Below are 18,257 nucleotides of genomic sequence, written 5' to 3' on the forward strand. Positions count from 1 at the left end.
TGTTGTTAGTTTGATCTAATTTGTAGTATAAAGGGCTGATTATTCAGTCCTTTATACATTTATATGCCATACATACAAACTTATAATTTTCATAAAAAGACTCTGAACTTCTGTAATGCCAGCAGACTAAAACCCTTTCAAAATGTTTTTACTATTATTACTGGTAATAATGCAACTGGTAAAAGTCGATTACTGAATTCAATTATTAGTACAACTCTAGATTCACCAGCCTATAACTTCAATAAAATTATTGCAATATCAAATACTTTAAACAATAAATTCCCTGATTTTTTTAATCCTAAATACATTAAACTAACAAATATCGAACACTCAGATTTACATAAGATAAAAAAAACACCTATTGAGACTGATGTTGATTATTTCAAATCAGAGCTTTATAGAATTTTTATCAATTATGGTTTACCAGTCAATTTATCTCGACCATATACTCTTAATTTAGAAAAAATATTACCTTTTGTTGCCATTAAATCGATTGAGCAACCATCAATTCTGAAAAAAATAAAAATATTATTCGATTTCCTAAATATTAAAGGAAACGTAAAACTCACATTTGAGATTAAAAATAGAAACAAGCTATTAAAAATATTAGAAGAGGTTTTACTTACTGTTTCAACAACTGAAAAAACAGCAATCCAGATAAAAAAGATATTTAATGATATTCAATCCTTTCAAAATAAAACGATTTATTTAGATGAACTAATTGACTATCCAGCATGCTATGAACTAATGCGTTGTGGAATTTTAAATATATCCAAGATTAGGTTTGCTTTAAAAGATCATTCATATGAATTATTTTATAGGGATTTAAGTTCTGGGCAAATATCAGTTCTCTCAATTGGTCTATCATTGATTTATGCCTTAGAAGATAATGCTTTAATATGTATTGATGAACCTGAGATTAATCTACATCCTGAATGGCAAAAACAGATTATTGAACTTATTCAATTATTATCAAAAGATTACAAGGGTTGCCATTTCTTCATTGCTACTCATTCTCCGTTACTCATATCAAATCTAGACAATGAAAGCTTCATATTAGATCTATCAAAAAATAATTTAATTAATTCAAGCGATACAATCAATAGATCATCAGACTTCCAACTTTCTGAGGTTTTCAACTTTCCTGGCAACAATAACGAATATTTAATTAGAAAATTGATTTTAATATTAAACCAATTAAATAACCAAGAAATAACCGAATTAGACAAAGAGTCTTTAGATTTAATAGAACATATAAAAAACTTAATTAATCAAAATAAAATAGACCAAGAGGATAAGGTACGAATTCTTTTTAACCTTGTTGAGAGCTATAGAGGTTAAAATGCAAGTGTGTCTAATACCTAGTGAACTTCAAAAGTTTATTGATAACTATGACAAAAAAAATTATCAACTTTGGAATGATACGACAAATAAAAATATGAAAGCTTTTAGATCTCTAGTTCGTGCTCACTATCTATCTGATCAAAAACTTACTTGCTTTTATTGTAAACAGTATATTTTTTCAACTCATGGATTACATTGGCAAGTAGAGCACATTTTACCAAAATCCTTATTTCCTCAATTCTTATTTGAACCAAAGAATTTAATAGTCATCTGTCCTGATTGCAATGGAGAAAAAGGTGACAAAAATCCTCATGTAGATGGCGATAGAGCCTGCTCACAACCTTCCTATCCGAGCACAAGTGGTCGTTTTAAAATCATTCACCCTTTCTATGATACATATGAAAATCATATTGAGCGAGTACCTGCAAATCATTGTGATTATCCTGACCATTATTTCTTAAGAGCTCATACTCCTAAAGGAAAAGCTACTGTAAAAATGTGTGACCTAAATCGTTTTTATCAGGAATTTGCCGGTTATAAAGATATGAAAGGAAAGCAAGTCGCGGCATTAGATGAGTTTATTGAAGAAAAAGATATAAATCTGCTGACACGTGAACAAAAAATGGCATTAGTTCAAAAAATTATGGCAAGTATGTAACCCTCACCCCAGCCCTCTCCCATAGGGAGAGGGAGCGTCATTTGATTTAATGCCTGCATGAATTTCACAATGGCGTTCCCTCTCCTTTTAGGAGAGGGTCAGGGAGAGGTGCTTTTAAATTTCTTTCATTATAAATTCTTCCCTCACCCTAGCCCTCTCCCCGAGGGAGAGGGAACTTTTACATTTTTTAGTTTTAGCTCAGTACACACCTGCCACAAATCCTCCAAAACCACATCCGTCTTTCCCAACACATCATGACTCCAATAACGCACCAATTTTAAACCCAAAGCCTCTAAAAACTTAGTCCGTTCAACATCATATTCTTTTGCATCATCCGTTCCATGCTGACCACCATCCAACTCAATCACTAAACCAATGTCATGGCAGTAAAAATCCACAATATACGGTGCAATTACATGCTGACGACGGAATTTAAGATTTATAAAACGCTTGGCACGTAAAACTTGCCACATGAGATATTCAGCATCGGTGGCGGTATGGCGCATAGATTTGGCGAATTCTAATAATTGAGGATCTATTTTCATTGTTATTTTCCCTCTCCTACTAGGAGAGGGAACTTTCATTATTAAATCTAGAATGACTATACGAATAAGAGATTAAAGCATCCCATGCCTTAAAAACATCTCCAAGCCGCTCACCTTTTTGATATACATCAGGCGTTCTTTTTCCACTTTAATCTGCTGTTTGATGGCTAAAGTATCTTCATCAATCTGCTTATACAGATCAGCAATCTGGACCTTGCCTTTCGCCTTTTTCACGGCAATTCTGGTTTTCGATGACCAGACCAATCTATTGATCAAGGCATCAATCTGATCTTGTAATTTCCGACTTTGTGCATCTAAAGCCAGTTGATAAAACTTGAGTTGCTCCGCACTTAAACCTTTTTTTGAAACATCCTGATCTTGTTCAATCTGCAGTTGCATTCTCAGTAACGTAAACAGATCCTGCTCTGCATAAGCCTCATTGGCACGTTGTAATAATTCAGTTTTCTTGATTTTTTTGACATCATTCACTTCACGGTCAGGGTGAATGATGGCAGCAATTTTTAAATATACGGTTTTCAATGACTGCTCTGCCATCGCTGCTGCCTGCTCCTGTTTTTCCTGCTGACGTTTTAACTTGGCTTGCTCACGTACCTGCTGAAAATGATCTGATTCCCATACTTCAAATACTTCTACATCTGCAAGATCTGAGCCATTCTCACTCTTAAAGAATGTTTCCAGTTCATTTATTTTCTTTTGACTTTTTCTGAATTGGGCATGTTCGGCACGTTGCTGATAGTAAGTGAAGATTTCATTCACCTTATGGGCTTGTTGCACCGACATTGCCTGAGAGTCTTTTAGATAATTTGCAAGGTACTGAATCTTTTCATCCAGCACCACCAGTTCTACCTTGGAAAATGTAGTTTCCTGCAGGTGCTTCCAGAGCTGTTCCAGCTGCTTGAACAGTACGCCATGCAATTCATGATAGACCGGCATAAATGTTTTATGGGTATATTGCTGCAGATCTTCTTCAGCCTGTTGCCATTGTTCTAATTCCTGTTTCTGTTGCTCGATTTTATCAATCAGATGATCCAGCTTCTTCTGCTGTGGCGAAAGCGCTGTGAACGGCTGAATCATGGTTTTCAAGTCAAAGAGCATGGCAGCGGAAAGACCAATAGGAAATACTATCTTATAGTAATTCTTTCAGCTTTCGCCACATAGTTCTTTTCAGTGTGCCCTTTCAAAATTTGTATCAGAATTAAAAAAAGCAGACCAAAGTCTGCTTTTTCGCTCTCATATTGATTATTCCAGCACTACACGGCCATTCAATGACTGCACCGGACGGTTATTGGGATGTCCCATCAATTTGGCAAATTCCGAAATCTGCTTGGCAGAAGCCTGCTGAATATCTTTCAGAATCAGCCAGCGTACCCCTTCCGAACACGGAGGTGTGGTCAGCGAGCCGCTAAAGCGATAATAATCCAGATTCTTAGGCAACATCTGATTCACATTTTGTGGCGTTTTCAAAACCACTTTCTCACCCTGCTTTTTCGGTAAACGGTTCCACATGCGTTTGAGCATCTGGCTTTCTGCGCCCTGCTCGAACATCATCCCCACGACAGCCAGCTCACCTTTGGCATTGGCATGGACAAAGTGGATTTCCAGTGGATAGCTTTTGCCTTTAATCAGGTTTTCACTTGGACTATGCAAATGAAACTGCTTCAGTACAAAGGTATCGCCATCCAGCTGCAATTCACCACCTTGCGCAAAATCCACCTGGACAGTATGACCTTTATTTTCGATCGCATGAATCATGGTGTTATAGCTGAACTTGAGCGGTTCCAGTTCTGCTTTCACTGTTCGCTCAATATTGATTGGCGACTGGTTCAGACCGTTACAGGCTGAGTATTTTTGGCTCAAAGTCGACCATTGCTCAGGCTGAGTATAATCCCAATCCGCATCTGCCCAGACCGCTGTACTTAAACCCATAACCGTTAAAAGCGTGAATATTTTTTTCACAATACATCCCTTGTTGGAAGTCAAAATCACAATTTCTAATTTAAAAACAGTTTATTAACCTAGTGTAATCACTCTATTTTTCAGGCCACAAACTACAGATTTTTATAGAAATGAAGTGATTTGCTTACAAATTTCCAAACACTCCTAATTCTTTAAAACACATTATTCAGGATTCATATTGATAAATTTCAAATGGATAATACTTTTATAGATTTAAAAACAGCCAAAAAAGAATGTGATCTTCTTCAAATTTAATCTGCTGATTTTTTATGCATTATTTACATGAAATCTCTATCTTATTTTGAATAAATTAAATAGCTAGCTTTTTAAGCTCAAGCTTCTTTTTTAAATAGAATCTATCTTTATTCATAAACTTACATAAACACAGCAGCAAATAAAATACTGATATTGTTAGACTCGAGCCAAAGAGCAAAATGAGGATAAAGAATTTAAATGGACTGGGCCACGATATTTATACATGACACCACTTGGGAGTTTACTGCAGAAATTTTACTGCGTTGTGCCCTGATGTACACGATGATTATCCTGTTTCTGCGCCTGACCGGAAAACGCGGGGTACGTCAGCTTTCCATCTTCGAAGTCGCTATCATTTTGAGCTTGGGTTCGATTGCCGGCGATCCGATGTTTACTGAAGATATTCCCCTGATTCAGGCAGTTTTGGTGATGTCGGTCATTATTGTCATGTATCGCCTGACTACTTGGCTCATGATGAAATATCAATGGTTCGAAGACCTGCTGGAAGGTAAACCGATTTATATCGTGGAAGATGGCGTACTGGTCGTTGAAGAAATTAAAAAAGGTAAAATGTCACATGATGAATTCTTTGCCGAAATGCGCCAGCAAGGCGTAGAACATCTGGGTCAGGTACGCACCGGTTTACTGGAAACTGACGGTAAGTTCAGTATCCTGTTTTTCAAATCGGATGAGGTTCGGCCTGGGCTGCCACTTTTTCCTAAAACCTGCTCTATAGTCCAACAGGTCAAGGCCGGGCAATTATATGCTTGCATTTACTGTGGACAGGTACAAACCCTTTCACATGCCGACCAGCAATGTCCGCGCTGTGATTCTTCGCAATGGGCCGAAACGATTGACTGTTTAAGAATTACTTAAGCACGATTTAATAACTGCAAATGGGCAAAAATTTCCGGCAGTTGCTGAATTTTATATTGGATATGTTCAGCATCTGCATGAAAGCCTTGCATCCATAATGCATGCATTCCGGCCTCTGTAGCTCCCTGTACATCATTAATTGGATGGTCGCCAATATACAGGCACTGTGCAGGCTGCACGCTTAGACGCTCTGCAGTGATCTGGAATATTTCCGGCTGCGGCTTGTTAAAACCTACTAGTCCCGAACTGATGATCTCATCAAAATAAGTTTCAATACCCAAACCCCGAATCGTATTTAAACGGGTGTCATGTCCGCCATTGGAAACAATGGCCAGCTGATAACCCTCATCTTTCAGCTGCGTTAATACTTGCTCTGCTGCCGGCATTTCTACGGCGAAACGGCCAAACTGGCTAAACCAGAATTGGGCCAGTTCATCTATGGTTGGGGGATTTAACCAAGACAGTTCCTGCAACAACGCATAAGCAGCCGAAGCCCCGATACTACCATGCGTCAGCAATTCCTTTTTAGGATAACCACCATTATCGATACGCCGTACAATCTCGATAATTTTATCTGAATCGACCTGTTTCAATGCTGGCGCATAGTATTCTGCCAGATAACGGCTATAAGCCTGTGCAGTCAGATCACGATGGGTCAAGGTATTGTCGAGGTCAAATAAAACGGCTTGAATAGGCATAATTTTCAAAACGAAATGCTGAAACTTTCAATCATGGTAACAGTCCGAAACTCGTTAGATCAGACATAAAATTGCTAAGTTTTGTTGTTTTAAGCATAAAAAAAGCGATGCCAAAGCATCGCCTTTTCTTAGAGTACAAAATCTAAATTAGAATTTGTATTCTAAGCCTGTACCAACAACTGGTTGTTTAGTTTCTAAAGAACCACGCTCAAGTGTTAGATAACCGGCATAACCATATGCTTTCACTTGTTTACTAAATGCGTAATCTGCACCAACAAAGATCTGCTGTGCTTCATAATCGGCAGTATTATCTTTGAAGCTTGTAGTGTTTTGGCTGTATTGACCTTTAACTGTCCAAGCTTTTGCATTTGGAAGATTATATTCAGCACCAATTAACCAACCTTGAGCATCATCAATAAGCAAATCAACTGCTTTAGAAGCTGCATCCACATCCGCCACTTCTGAAGTTTGATAAAGAGCTTTAAGCGCTAAACCACCATCTAGATTTACACGGCCAATTGCACGAATGGTATTTGCAGCAGCAAATAAAGTACCGCCCGTTACTTCTGGAGCAGAAGCATTATCAAAACCGCGCCCTAAGAAGTTAGTCGGAATTGCTTTGTCATAAGCAACACCTGCTACAACTACTGGGCTGTCATATACTACAGAAGCAGACCAAGCATCACCTAAACCACGATTTGCAGTTTTAACTACACCTTTATCAGATTTAATTCCTGAATTTTCACCAGTTGCCAATAAAGCATTCACTTTAATAGCACCTTGAGGCAAGGCAATAGCTGGAGCTTCATACACTACAGCATTCGCTACTCGGCTTTCACCAGTGAAAATACCACTTACATCAGCACGGTTACCTACATAATTATTGAAGGTATCTACCGGGCTAGACAATTGTTTTAATGGAGTGTCATGTGCACCAATTTTTAAAGTACCAAGTTTTGCATCTTTTAAACCAACAAAACGGTTACGTTTAGACCAGTCGTCACCCTCACCATCAGAGTTAAAAGCCCATTCAATTGCATAAATTGCGCTTAGGCGATCCGTTAACTTTTCATCCCCTTTTAAACCAACGAATGAGCTATTTGAACTTAGTTCAATTACATCTTTGTCAGATACTGGTGAAGCATTATCTTCCGGTAAGTAATCAACTGTGGCATCAATCTCACCATAAAAAGTTGGTGCTGCAAAAGTTGTCCCCGCGAAAAGGCTGAATGCAATTGCTGTTGCTAACTTAGTTTTCATCAAAAATATCCTTAATTTATTTTGTAACAAATAATACACACGGCGCTTATATTACAAAATTATTAAATTAATATTTATATATTCTATTTAGTACTTTAGGCTAACATTTAACCAAATAGTTGATTATTTAGAAATTTTATACTTTTTCTGCAACTTTCATCCATCGGAAAACTGGAATTAGACTGAAAATTGCCACGATCACGATCAGATTCAGATAATTTTGATAGCCTAAAGCATCTCCAAAAATGCCACTCAGGCTATAAAGTCCCCCACTCACCGTGGCCATCAGCGCCACCTGAAAGGTGAAATCTGTACCAGCCAGATGCTTGCGACTGTATTGCATGACTAAGGTCAACATGACCACCAAAAGCATAGCTGAGATCATGTCTTCGGCTGCATTGACCAGATATATCATCCAGTTTTGTACTTTGTTTTGAGCTTCATACTGCGTAGCGAGCCAGGCATAAGCCATTAAGCTCAATATTTTTAGAATTGAGAAAATGATCAAACTCGAGCTGCGAGACCAGTACTTCAGACACCAGCCAGCCAATCCTGCTCCAATCAGTGCCGCAAATGCACCAAGCATGGTGACATAAAGGCCAATCTGGCTAAAGCTCAGTCCGAGATCTACCATTAAAGGTTTTAATAAAGGCCCGGATAAACCATCGGCGATTTTAAAGGTCAGTAAAACCAGAAGCCACCTCGCCAAGCTTAAATCTGACCAGAAGTATTGAAAATAGGTTTTTATATTGCTGAGTGCAGGTCCTTTATCAGCTGGCGTGATAATTTTTGAATGCTGAGATTCTCTAAAAAATAAAATGGGTAAAGTATTAATAAAGACCAGAGCTGCCAATAATAGAAAGGTAGCTTGCCATTGCAGCAGATCGAGCAACCATAATATGGCCCCACCTCCGACAATGAATCCCAGACGAGAACCAATCACCTGAAAGGTATTACCCCAATGTTGCTGTTCATTTTTCAGAATATTGACTGCCAGTGCATCGGTCGCAATATCCTGCGTCGCACCAATACCATTCATCAACAAAAGCGTGATAAAAAACAGCAGTAAATACAGCGGCTGATTCAAGGCCTGAATCGGTAGAAATGAGAGCCCAATCAATACAGCAACTGACAGCCATTGCAAGGGAATAATCCAGCTACGGTAATGACCTTTGGCGCTCGATCCATGCCGATCAACTAAAGGTGCCCAGAATATTTTAATCGACCAAGGCAGCATTAACAGGCCAAAGCCTCCGATATGCGCCAGCGATACCCCTTCAGCTCGCAGAATGACCGGCAAGGCATGCGTCATAAATCCGACCGGAAGCCCCTGTGCCCAATATAGGGAAAACAGTAAAATATAGGTATTCCGCATATTTAGGCTAAGTCCTTAAGGTGAAAATGCATCACCAGCATTTAAGATGCTATACATTTTGCCAATGATCCGGATTTTACAACAGTCTAATATAATAAAAAATAAAGAAAAATTAGTTTCAGGAAGGGACAAAAGCAATGGCCCAAATACGTTTCCCCCAACTCCCGCAGCATGTGCCAGCCCGCGGCAGCAAGCTAAGCCGGACTTTTTTCAGGCAGCTTTTTTTGGCCCAAGGCTGGCGTCTAGAAGGAGAATTCCCCAATTTGCCCAAAGCTGTGGCCATTATTTCTCCGCATACTTCAAATATTGATGCCTGGCTCGGTTTTAACGCCCTGCTTGGTCTCGGTATTCAGATTACGATTTTTGGTAAAGACAGCCTGTTTCGCACTCCCCTCAAGCCGGTTCTAGAATGGATTGGAGTCGTTCCGGTCGTGCGGGATAGTCCACAAGGTCATACCCGACAGATTGTCGAGATTATTGAAAAATCAGAACAGATCTGGGTCGGTATGGCACCGGAAGGTTCACGTAAGGCACCAGAAAAAATTCGCAGCGGTTTTTATCATATTGCCAAAGCGGCGCATTTGCCGATTGTGATGTTTTCTTTTGATTATGATATCAAGACCATTCATATCCTGGGCGTGTACCATCTGACCGGTGATTATGAATACGACCTAGAACAGATTTATCAGCATTATCAAGGTAAATTCTCGGCCAAAAATCCAGACTGGGTGGCCAAGCCGTTACAAAAGCTTTTGAAAAAAGACTAGGCAAATACGCCTTTTTTTGATGTGATAGCCTGAATTTTGTTGATTTAATCACCAGTTTTTATAATGAAATTAGCTCGTTATGCCTTAATTGGCTGCCTTGGTTTCAGTCTTGCAGCCTGTGACAAAGCCACTAAAACACCTACGCCTGCCACGCCATTAAAAGCCCGTGAACCTGTCGTCGCTATTGCCCTCGGTGGCGGCGGTGCCAAAGGTTTTGCCCATATTGGCGTCATTAAAGTGCTCGAATCACACGGCATCAAACCGAAAATCGTCACCGGTACCAGTGCCGGTAGTTTTGTCGGTAGCCTGTATGCCAGTGGCAAATCGCCTTATCAGTTACAGCAGATTGCCCTGAATTTTAAAGAATCTGATATCCGCGATTTAACCTTGAACCGGCAAGGGATTATTGCCGGACAAAAATTGCAGGATTTCGTCAATAAGAATGTGGCGAACAAACCAATTGAACAATTCCCGATTCGCTTTGCTGCTGTTGCCACTCGTCTGGACAATGGCCGTAAAGCTGACTTTATTAAAGGCAATGCCGGACAGGCGGTCCGAGCGTCCTGCAGTATTCCGAATGTGTTTGTGCCTGCCGTGATTGGCGGCACCAAATATGTCGATGGCGGTCTGGTCAGCCCAATTCCGGTCAAGACCGCCAAAGATATGGGGGCAGATATTGTCATTGCCGTGGATATTTCTGCCCGTCCGGATGGTAATAAGGCTCTGAACATGTGGGGCGTACTGGATCAGACCCTGAATATTATGGGACAGCAAAGCATTAATGAAGAGTTGAGTCAGGCCACTGTGGTGATTCAGCCCAAAGTCGGTCATATCGGTACTTTAGACCTGAAAGCCAGCAATGCCACCATTCTGGAAGGTGAAAAGGCCGCTCAGCTGAAAATCCGTACTATTGAAAAAGCCATTAGCAACTTTAAGCAGTCTCCCGCGGCATTTAAACCGCCACGTCAGGCAAAATTTTGATGCATGAATTTTTTATATTCATCTGCGGCCGCATCTGCTACATTGAAGATCAATCATATAAAGATGATGATTAATTAAATACTTAGCGATATAGGTCACGATATGGAATTAGTTCTTGAACCTTGGCACTGGTTTGTATTAGGCATTCTTCTGATTCTATCTGAATTACTGCTGCCCGCATTTGCTGCCCTGTGGTTCGGGATCGGTGCCATCATGGTTGGCGTCCTGTACTGGATGTTCCCGATGATGGGACTGACGACCCAGCTCCTGACCTGGATCATACTTTCTGTACTGTGTACGCTGCTCTGGTTCAAGTTTATCAAACCGCTTTCCATTGACAAGACCAAAGCCGGTCTGTCGCGTGAGGCGACCATTGGTCAAGTGGGCATGGTGATTCAGATCAATCTGGATCATGGGCAAATCCGGGTGCGTTTTCCGATGCCAGTTTTAGGTTCGGATGAATGGGAATGCCGAACTCTGGACCCAGTTCAAGTCGGAGATCGCGTTCGCGTCGTGGATATTCTGGGTAATGATCTGGTCGTACAACCCCACAGCACGAATTATCAAAATCAATAAGGTGAATAAGCTATGTCTGGTGGTTCTATAATTGTTATCGCATTTTTGGCCTTTGTGGCGATTACGATTTTTAAAGGGGTACGTATTGTCCCGCAAGGTTATAAATGGATCGCACAACGCTTGGGCAAATACCATACGACGCTGAATCCGGGTCTGAATTTTGTCATTCCGTATATTGATGAAGTGGCTTATAAAGTCACCACCAAAGATATTGTGCTGGATATTCCTTCACAGGAAGTGATTACCCGCGATAATGCCGTGTTACTCATGAATGCGGTGGCCTATATCAACCTGACCACACCTGAAAAAGCGGTCTACGGCATTGAAAACTATTCTTGGGCAATTCAAAACCTGGTACAAACATCGTTACGTTCGATTGTCGGTGAAATGGATCTGGATGATGCACTATCATCACGTGATCATATTAAAGCACGTTTAAAATCCAGTATTTCCGATGATATCTCGGACTGGGGTATCACGCTTAAAACCGTTGAAATTCAAGACATTAAACCGTCAGTCACCATGCAAACCGCGATGGAAGAACAGGCCGCTGCTGAACGTCAACGTCGTGCAACCGTGACCAAAGCTGATGGTGAAAAACAGGCTGCCATTCTGGAAGCGGATGGTCGTCTGGAAGCATCGCGCCGTGATGCAGAAGCACAGGTGGTTCTGGCTGAATCTTCACAACGTGCGATTGATATGGTGACTTCGGCAATTGGTAGTAATGAAATTCCGGTTGCCTATTTACTCGGTGAGCAATATATCAAGGCCATGCAAGATATGGCCAAATCACCGAATGCCAAAACGGTGGTCTTGCCTGCAGACGTGCTGAACACGATTCGAGGCGTGATGGGTCGTCCGTCTCAGTAAAAATTTTCATTTTCAAATCCATAGGCAGCGTATTCGCTGCCTATTTTTCGTTTAAACACGAAAATCTCAGCAAAGATTTGGAATTTATGCTTAAATTTCGCGTTATTTTTTGAAATCCTTTGGGCTTTGATGCCAGATCTGTGTTTCGCCACAGCATTTATCATCAACATAAGTCCTTATTCGATTACTGTCCAACTCGAAAATGGATACCGTATGAGCTCCCTAAATCCAACCTTAATTACCTTTCTTTTTTATATTGTCGCCATGGTGGTGATCGGCCTGATGGCTTATCGTGCGACCACAAACTTTTCCGATTACATTTTAGGGGGCCGTCGTTTAGGTAGTTTTGTTACTGCACTTTCCGCTGGAGCTTCCGATATGAGTGGCTGGCTGCTGATGGGCCTGCCCGGTGCAATTTATCTTTCTGGTTTGTCGGAAATGTGGATTGCCATTGGCCTGATTATTGGTGCCTGGTTAAACTGGTTGCTGGTGGCTGGCCGTTTACGGGTACATACGGAAGTTCAGCACAATGCCCTGACCCTTCCAGATTATTTTTCCAATCGTTTTAACGACCAGAAGAAAATTTTACGTATTGTATCGGCTTTTGTGATTCTGATTTTCTTTGCGATTTACTGTGCCTCAGGCATGGTAGCAGGTGCGCGCCTGTTCGAAAGCATGTTTGAAATGTCCTACACGACGGCGCTCTGGATCAGTGCCATTGCCACCATCAGTTATGTATTTATTGGCGGTTTTCTGGCAGTCAGCTGGACCGATACCATTCAGGCCGGCCTGATGATCTTTGCGCTGTTGCTCACGCCAATTGTGACCCTATTGACCTTCTCTGATATGTCTCAGGTCACTCTGGCGCTTGAAACGGCACGTCCACAGGCCATGAATCTGGTCGGTGACTTAAGTACGGTGGCTATCCTGTCGCTACTGGCATGGGGCTTGGGTTATTTTGGTCAGCCGCATATTTTGGTGCGCTTCATGGCAGCAGATTCGGTCAAGTCGATTCCAAATGCACGTCGTATTGGCATGACCTGGATGATTCTATGTCTTGGCGGTGCAGTCGCAGCCGGCTTCTTTGGTATTGCTTATTTCCAGCAGCATCCAGAACTGGCAAGCGTGGTGAATGCCAATCCTGAAACGGTATTTATGGAACTGACCAAAATCCTGTTTAACCCATGGATTGCAGGTGTGGTGCTTGCTGCCATTCTTGCCGCAGTAATGAGTACTTTAAGCTGTCAGTTACTGGTCTGCTCAAGTACCCTGACGGAAGACTTCTATAAATCTTTCCTGCGTAAAAATGCCTCGCAAAAAGAACTGGTCTGGGTCGGCCGTTTGATGGTGCTACTGATTGCCTTGCTGGCAATCTGGATGGCGGGTAATCCTGAATCCAAAGTACTTGGTCTGGTGGCTTATGCCTGGGCAGGTTTTGGTGCCGCTTTTGGTCCGCTGATTATCCTGTCACTGTTCTGGAAACGTATGACTTTGAATGGTGCTTTGGCCGGTATGATCGTGGGTGCAGTCGTGGTTATTTTCTGGAAGAACCTGTTTGCTGACACTGGCCTGTATGAAATCGTTCCTGGCTTTATCTGTTCAATGCTTGCAATTGTAGGGGTGAGCCTGATGGGTAAAGCACCAACAGCAGAAATTACCGACCGCTTTGAAGAAGCTGAACGCCTGTACAACGAAAGCAAATAATTCTGTAGCAACTAAAAAAGAGGACTTCAAGTCCTCTTTTTTTATAGAATTACTTTAAACCTTTTAAGGACAATAATGCTTCAATCAGCTTTTGCGCGTGAGTAGGAACTGGGTAATTTGCATCAACTCTTCCGCCTGACCTTCAAAATGGTTCAAGGCATTGATCGCCTGATCATGTAACTGCTGTGCATACGCTTGGGCTTGCTCCAGACCCATCAAGGCTGGATAAGTCGATTTCTCGACCTGTTCATCCTTGCCGGCGGTTTTACCCAACACTTCGGTATCGGAAATAATATCCAGAATATCGTCCTGTACCTGGAAAGCCAGACCAATCGCCTGTCCAAATTCACGCAATTTTGGAATGGCCAGATCGGTACCTTCAAAGATTGTCACCGCCGCCATCATGATCGCGGCGCTAATCAAAGCACCGGTTTTATTACGATGAATATTTTCCAGTGCTTGCTGATCGATTTTTTTGCCTTCAGACTGTAAATCTAAAACCTGACCATTCACCATTTTCGAAGAAGCGGTTGCCAGAATCTGCATCTGTTTCAGTACAATGGAAGCTTCTACCGCTGGCCCCTGATCAAACAGACGGCTACCCAAAATTTCAAACGCCATAGATTGCAGGATATCACCTGCCAAAAGCGCGGTATCTTCTCCATAAGCCACATGACATGTCGGCTGGCCACGGCGCAGCAAATCATTGTCCATACACGGCAGATCATCATGGGCCAGTGAATAGCAGTGAATAAACTCGATTGCAACCGCTGCACGGCGCACTGCAGCACTATTCTGATTGGGTTTTAATGCAGCAGTGGCATAGCATAGCGCTGGACGTACTCGCTTGCCACCCAGCATCACAGCATGATGGACTGCCGACCTTAACGGTTCTGGAATGGCAAAGGCTTCCAGAGCGGTCAATAAATCCTGTTGAATGCGGTGTTGTGCTTGAGTGAGTGCATGGGTTGATACGTCAGTGATAGATGACACATTCGCCTCGAATACGTAGTCCAGAAGAATAAAATGACAAGCGAATAAATGCCTGTACGGTGATCAGGCATTGTACCTAGAAATGCCTTGAATTTTCAGCCATAAATCGTATTGTTCTGCTGAAATTTACTATTCAACATCAAATAAGCAAGGCAGAGATTTTAAACCATAAAAAACCACCGCAGAACCGGTGGTTTTATTCAAGCTAAATGTATGCACGGCATTTAAACGAGAACATCTTCTGGTACGCGCACCCAGCCTTCCATCAACACCCGGGCACTACGGCTCATAATCGCTTTCGTCACTTTCCACTCACCATTTTCAAAACTTGCTTGTGCACCGACTCTCAAAGTCCCGGAAGGATGCCCAAAACGTACCGCTTCACGCTCTACTCCACCTGCAACCCGATTTACCAAGGTTCCGGGAATGGCAGCCGCTGTACCAATTGCGACAGCAGCGGTACCCATCATGGCATGATGTAATTTACCCATAGACAAGGCACGAACCAGAATATCAGTATCTGATTCAGTGACGGTTTTGCCACTTGAAGAGGTATAGTTACTCGGTGGTGCAACAAAGGCAATTTTTGGAGTGTGTTGTCGGGTTACGGCTTCGGCAATATCCTGAATCAGTCCCATCTGCTTCGCAGCATAGGCACGAATCGTTTCAAATTTTGTCAGGGCTGCCACGTCATTATTGATATGATCCTGAAGCTCGGTACCCTTATAACCGAGATCTCCAGCATTCAAAAATACCGTCGGAATGCCGGCATTAATCATGGTCACTTCGAAGCTGCCAATATTGGGCACTTCCAAAGTATCGACCAGATTGCCTGTTGGAAACATCGAACCACCTTCAGCATCGTCATCGGCTGGATCCAGAAACTCGATCTGCACTTCCGCCGCAGGAAAGGTTACGCCATCCAGTTCAAAATCACCCAATTCCTGCACTTGACCATCTTGCATCGGCACATGTGCAATAATGGTTTTCTGAATATTGGTCTGCCAGATGCGTACCGTGCATAACCCATTTTCAGGAATTCGTTCGGCATCGACCAGACCATTGGAAATGGCAAATGCTCCCACTGCCGCGGTCAGATTGCCGCAGTTACCGCTCCAGTCTACAAAAGGACGGTCAATTGACACTTGACCAAATAAATAATCGACATCATGATCAGCGTGCAGGCTTTTTGACAGAATGACCGTTTTACTAGTACTGGAACTGGCACCACCCATACCGTCGATCTGTTTCCCATATGGATCTGGGCTACCAATCACGCGTAGCAAAAGCTGGTCACGAATCCGGCCAGGCTGTTGTGCTTCTACAGGCAGGTCATCCAGCTTAAAGAAAACACCTTTACTGGTGCCTCCACGCATATAGGTTGCAGGAATCTTGATTTGGGCGGCAAAACTCATGAATTATTTCATCCTTTGACTTGTCTTTGTTTTCGTACAGGTTATTCAATATTTATATTCAAAGTATAGTATGTTGAAAGCAGAACTGCTTGGCTGCCAGACCTTAGTATAAAAAAACGGCATTTGTATTTTATCCAAGAAAATAGAGAACTCATCAGTAACAGTTTCAATAAAATTAATATATTGATTCATTTATATTTTATTTCAGTTATTTATATGAATATTTTTTATTACTCCTCCAACAATATTTCATTCTTAGGATGGACTAGGCTTCTTTAGTCTGATCAATTACAATCAGCCACTTATCATTTTCCATTGTCGGGCTGAACACTTTGAATAACGAGTCTTCACAACTTCAGCGTGGCTTAAAGAACCGTCATATTCAGTTGATCGCCATGGGCGGTGCAATTGGCACAGGCTTATTCTTAGGTTCCGCACAGGTGATCCAATCTGCGGGTCCTTCTATTATTTTAGGCTATGCCATTGGGGGCCTGATTGCATTTTTAATCATGCGTCAATTGGGTGAGATGATTGTTCATGAACCTGTCGCAGGTTCATTCAGCCATTTTGCTTATAAATACTGGGGCAAATTCCCCGGTTTCCTTGCGGGTTGGAACTACTGGATTCTGTATATCCTGGTGGCCATGACCGAACTTACTGCGGTTGCGAAATATATCAACTACTGGTGGCCGCATATTCCAGCCTGGGCATCGGTACTGTTTTTCTTTATCGTGATTACACTGGTCAATCTCGGCAATGTGAAATTCTACGGTGAATCGGAATTCTGGCTTTCTATCATTAAAGTGACTGCGGTCATCTCGATGATTGTCTTTGGCTTGTATCTCATCCTGACTGCTGATGCTTCTTCAGGCGCATCTTTTAGCAACCTCTGGACCGCGGGCGGTTTCTTCCCGAATGGTTTTGAAGGTCTGTTCTATATGCTGGCCTTCCTGATGTTTGCCTTCGGTGGTATTGAACTCATTGGTATGGCAGCGGCAGAAGCTGAAAATCCGGAAAAAACTATTCCGAAAGCGATTAATCAGGTGGTGTTCCGTATTCTGATTTTCTATGTTGGTGCCTTGACCATTCTGTTGTCACTCGTGCCTTGGAATCAGCTTGAGCTCGGTGGTCTGGACAAAAGTCCGTTCGTGATGATTTTCAGTCAATTGGGAATTGGCTGGGCAGCACACTTACTGAACTTTATTATCCTGACAGCGGCACTGTCTGTGTATAACAGTGGTATGTACGCCAACAGCCGTATGCTCTACGGTCTGGCTCAGCAAGGAAATGCACCTAAAGTCTTCATGAAAGTGAATAAACAAGGTACGCCGATTCCTGCCGTATTATTCTCTGCTGTACTGATTTTTGGCTGTGTGCTACTCAACTACTTCGTGCCTGAAGATGCCTTAAGCCATCTGATTTACATCGTAGTCGGTGCATTGGTATTGAACTGGGCCATGATTACATTGACCCATCTTAAGTTTATTCAGAGCATGAAAAAGCTGGGACAGAAGACTTCTTTCCCTGCGCTATGGTCTCCGGCGGGCAATATTCTGGTTCTTGGTTTTATTCTTACGATTCTTTACATCATGTGGACGCAAGGATTCCAAGAATCAGTATACATGCTGCCGATCTGGATCGTAGTCATGTTAGGTTTGTTTAAGTTACTTAAGCCTAAAAATACCTAGACAACTCCTGTAGCTATGAGTCCTTAAAAGTTATTGCTTCGGCAATAACTTTTTTTTGTATTTTTTACAGTACAATAGCCTTCTTTTCGCGCCCTTAGCTTAACTGGATAGAGCAGTTGCCTCCTAAGCGACCGACGTGGGTTCGAGTCCCGCAGGGCGCACCATCCTTTCAAAATGTGATCTATACTTCAAAAAATTAGCGTTAATCTTCATATTTTTAGAATATTTTTTATACAAAAAATCATTTTTTCTTCATTATTTTATTTCTTTTACTT

At 41.9% G+C, this 18,257-nt stretch carries 17 protein-coding genes and 1 tRNA gene; 10 read left to right on the top strand and 8 right to left on the bottom strand.

All coding sequences use genetic code 11. The features are described 5' to 3' along the window. The first annotated feature begins 63 nt into the window (after positions 1–63). A complete protein-coding gene (locus tag NI470_RS07145; protein ID WP_159516413.1) occupies positions 64–1,341 on the top strand; it encodes an ATP-binding protein in 1,278 nt (425 codons plus the stop codon). 1 nt (position 1,342) lies between these two features. After that, a complete protein-coding gene (locus NI470_RS07150) occupies positions 1,343–2,002 on the top strand; it encodes an HNH endonuclease (protein WP_159516412.1) in 660 nt (219 codons plus the stop codon). A gap of 143 nt (positions 2,003–2,145) precedes the next feature. Here NI470_RS07150 and NI470_RS07155 read toward each other — a convergent pair whose 3' ends face one another. The 3 genes from NI470_RS07155 to NI470_RS07165 all read right to left on the bottom strand — a co-directional run bounded on the left by NI470_RS07155 (position 2,146) and on the right by NI470_RS07165 (position 4,494). Further along, positions 2,146–2,547: an endonuclease domain-containing protein gene (locus NI470_RS07155; RefSeq protein ID WP_253148049.1), complete on the bottom strand. Its 402-nt coding sequence runs from the start codon at positions 2,545–2,547 to the stop codon at positions 2,146–2,148. A gap of 72 nt (positions 2,548–2,619) precedes the next feature. Continuing rightward, on the bottom strand, positions 2,620–3,663 hold the full coding sequence (locus NI470_RS07160; RefSeq protein ID WP_253148050.1) for a molecular chaperone DnaJ: 1,044 nt from the start codon (positions 3,661–3,663) through the stop codon (positions 2,620–2,622). Positions 3,664–3,807: 144 nt separating this feature from the next. Further along, positions 3,808–4,494: a carbonic anhydrase gene (locus tag NI470_RS07165; protein WP_129716612.1), complete on the bottom strand. Its 687-nt coding sequence runs from the start codon at positions 4,492–4,494 to the stop codon at positions 3,808–3,810. 483 nt (positions 4,495–4,977) lie between these two features. Here NI470_RS07165 and NI470_RS07170 point away from each other — a divergent pair, with 483 nt between their 5' ends. Further along, positions 4,978–5,655, top strand: coding sequence for a DUF421 domain-containing protein (locus tag NI470_RS07170; protein WP_253148051.1), 678 nt, complete (start codon positions 4,978–4,980; stop codon positions 5,653–5,655). Here the strand turns inward: NI470_RS07170 and NI470_RS07175 are convergent. The 3 genes from NI470_RS07175 to NI470_RS07185 all read right to left on the bottom strand — a co-directional run bounded on the left by NI470_RS07175 (position 5,652) and on the right by NI470_RS07185 (position 8,988). Beyond that, positions 5,652–6,353 (bottom strand): HAD family hydrolase, encoded by a 702-nt coding sequence (locus tag NI470_RS07175; protein WP_253148052.1) that lies wholly within the window; start codon positions 6,351–6,353, stop codon positions 5,652–5,654. The genes NI470_RS07170 and NI470_RS07175 overlap by 4 nt on opposite strands. Positions 6,354–6,500: 147 nt before the next feature. Continuing rightward, positions 6,501–7,613 carry a porin gene (locus tag NI470_RS07180; protein ID WP_253148053.1) on the bottom strand — a complete coding sequence of 371 codons (1,113 nt, stop codon included), beginning with the start codon at positions 7,611–7,613 and terminating at the stop codon, positions 6,501–6,503. Positions 7,614–7,749: 136 nt separating this feature from the next. Further along, entirely contained in the window at positions 7,750–8,988 is a 1,239-nt protein-coding gene (locus tag NI470_RS07185) for an MFS transporter (RefSeq protein WP_253148054.1), read from the bottom strand. Between the two features lie 137 nt (positions 8,989–9,125). Here NI470_RS07185 and NI470_RS07190 point away from each other — a divergent pair, with 137 nt between their 5' ends. The 5 genes from NI470_RS07190 (at position 9,126) to putP (ending at position 13,886) form a co-directional block, all read left to right on the top strand. Continuing rightward, positions 9,126–9,755 (top strand): 1-acyl-sn-glycerol-3-phosphate acyltransferase, encoded by a 630-nt coding sequence (locus tag NI470_RS07190; RefSeq protein ID WP_253148055.1) that lies wholly within the window; start codon positions 9,126–9,128, stop codon positions 9,753–9,755. Between the two features lie 63 nt (positions 9,756–9,818). Beyond that, positions 9,819–10,736, top strand: a complete 918-nt coding sequence (locus tag NI470_RS07195) for a patatin-like phospholipase family protein (protein ID WP_180049680.1) — start codon at positions 9,819–9,821, stop codon at positions 10,734–10,736. Positions 10,737–10,838: 102 nt separating this feature from the next. Continuing rightward, positions 10,839–11,312 (top strand): NfeD family protein, encoded by a 474-nt coding sequence (locus tag NI470_RS07200; protein WP_004730358.1) that lies wholly within the window; start codon positions 10,839–10,841, stop codon positions 11,310–11,312. A gap of 12 nt (positions 11,313–11,324) precedes the next feature. Then, positions 11,325–12,182 (top strand): SPFH domain-containing protein, encoded by an 858-nt coding sequence (locus tag NI470_RS07205; protein WP_253148056.1) that lies wholly within the window; start codon positions 11,325–11,327, stop codon positions 12,180–12,182. A gap of 213 nt (positions 12,183–12,395) precedes the next feature. Next, positions 12,396–13,886 carry a sodium/proline symporter PutP gene (gene putP, locus NI470_RS07210; protein WP_253148057.1) on the top strand — a complete coding sequence of 497 codons (1,491 nt, stop codon included), beginning with the start codon at positions 12,396–12,398 and terminating at the stop codon, positions 13,884–13,886. Positions 13,887–13,970: 84 nt separating this feature from the next. Here putP and NI470_RS07215 read toward each other — a convergent pair whose 3' ends face one another. Both NI470_RS07215 and prpF read right to left on the bottom strand, forming a co-directional pair. After that, positions 13,971–14,879: a polyprenyl synthetase family protein gene (locus tag NI470_RS07215; protein ID WP_253148058.1), complete on the bottom strand. Its 909-nt coding sequence runs from the start codon at positions 14,877–14,879 to the stop codon at positions 13,971–13,973. A gap of 224 nt (positions 14,880–15,103) precedes the next feature. Then, positions 15,104–16,294, bottom strand: coding sequence for a 2-methylaconitate cis-trans isomerase PrpF (prpF, locus tag NI470_RS07220; protein WP_253148059.1), 1,191 nt, complete (start codon positions 16,292–16,294; stop codon positions 15,104–15,106). A 332-nt stretch (positions 16,295–16,626) separates the two neighbouring features. Here prpF and NI470_RS07225 point away from each other — a divergent pair, with 332 nt between their 5' ends. Then, a complete protein-coding gene (locus NI470_RS07225; protein ID WP_253148060.1) occupies positions 16,627–17,982 on the top strand; it encodes an amino acid permease in 1,356 nt (451 codons plus the stop codon). 88 nt (positions 17,983–18,070) lie between these two features. Further along, a tRNA-Arg gene (locus tag NI470_RS07230) sits at positions 18,071–18,146 on the top strand. Positions 18,147–18,257: the final 111 nt, after the last annotated feature.

This window comes from Acinetobacter lwoffii (assembly GCF_024129115.1).
GTDB lineage: Bacteria > Pseudomonadota > Gammaproteobacteria > Pseudomonadales > Moraxellaceae > Acinetobacter > Acinetobacter lwoffii_T.

What these genes read in the sequence shown, in the direction of transcription:
- putP (WP_253148057.1), top strand. Translation starts at nt 12,396, where the DNA reads ATGAGCTCCCTAAATCCAACCTTAATTACCTTTCTTTTTTATATTGTC.
- prpF (WP_253148059.1), bottom strand. Translation starts at nt 16,294, where the DNA reads ATGAGTTTTGCCGCCCAAATCAAGATTCCTGCAACCTATATGCGTGGA.
- NI470_RS07205 (WP_253148056.1), top strand. Translation starts at nt 11,325, where the DNA reads ATGTCTGGTGGTTCTATAATTGTTATCGCATTTTTGGCCTTTGTGGCG.
- NI470_RS07190 (WP_253148055.1), top strand. Translation starts at nt 9,126, where the DNA reads ATGGCCCAAATACGTTTCCCCCAACTCCCGCAGCATGTGCCAGCCCGC.
- NI470_RS07185 (WP_253148054.1), bottom strand. Translation starts at nt 8,988, where the DNA reads ATGCGGAATACCTATATTTTACTGTTTTCCCTATATTGGGCACAGGGG.
- NI470_RS07165 (WP_129716612.1), bottom strand. Translation starts at nt 4,494, where the DNA reads ATGGGTTTAAGTACAGCGGTCTGGGCAGATGCGGATTGGGATTATACT.
- NI470_RS07200 (WP_004730358.1), top strand. Translation starts at nt 10,839, where the DNA reads ATGGAATTAGTTCTTGAACCTTGGCACTGGTTTGTATTAGGCATTCTT.
- NI470_RS07175 (WP_253148052.1), bottom strand. Translation starts at nt 6,353, where the DNA reads ATGCCTATTCAAGCCGTTTTATTTGACCTCGACAATACCTTGACCCAT.
- NI470_RS07180 (WP_253148053.1), bottom strand. Translation starts at nt 7,613, where the DNA reads ATGAAAACTAAGTTAGCAACAGCAATTGCATTCAGCCTTTTCGCGGGG.
- NI470_RS07195 (WP_180049680.1), top strand. Translation starts at nt 9,819, where the DNA reads ATGAAATTAGCTCGTTATGCCTTAATTGGCTGCCTTGGTTTCAGTCTT.
- NI470_RS07155 (WP_253148049.1), bottom strand. Translation starts at nt 2,547, where the DNA reads ATGAAAATAGATCCTCAATTATTAGAATTCGCCAAATCTATGCGCCAT.
- NI470_RS07145 (WP_159516413.1), top strand. Translation starts at nt 64, where the DNA reads ATGCCATACATACAAACTTATAATTTTCATAAAAAGACTCTGAACTTC.
- NI470_RS07150 (WP_159516412.1), top strand. Translation starts at nt 1,343, where the DNA reads ATGCAAGTGTGTCTAATACCTAGTGAACTTCAAAAGTTTATTGATAAC.
- NI470_RS07170 (WP_253148051.1), top strand. Translation starts at nt 4,978, where the DNA reads ATGGACTGGGCCACGATATTTATACATGACACCACTTGGGAGTTTACT.
- NI470_RS07160 (WP_253148050.1), bottom strand. Translation starts at nt 3,663, where the DNA reads ATGCTCTTTGACTTGAAAACCATGATTCAGCCGTTCACAGCGCTTTCG.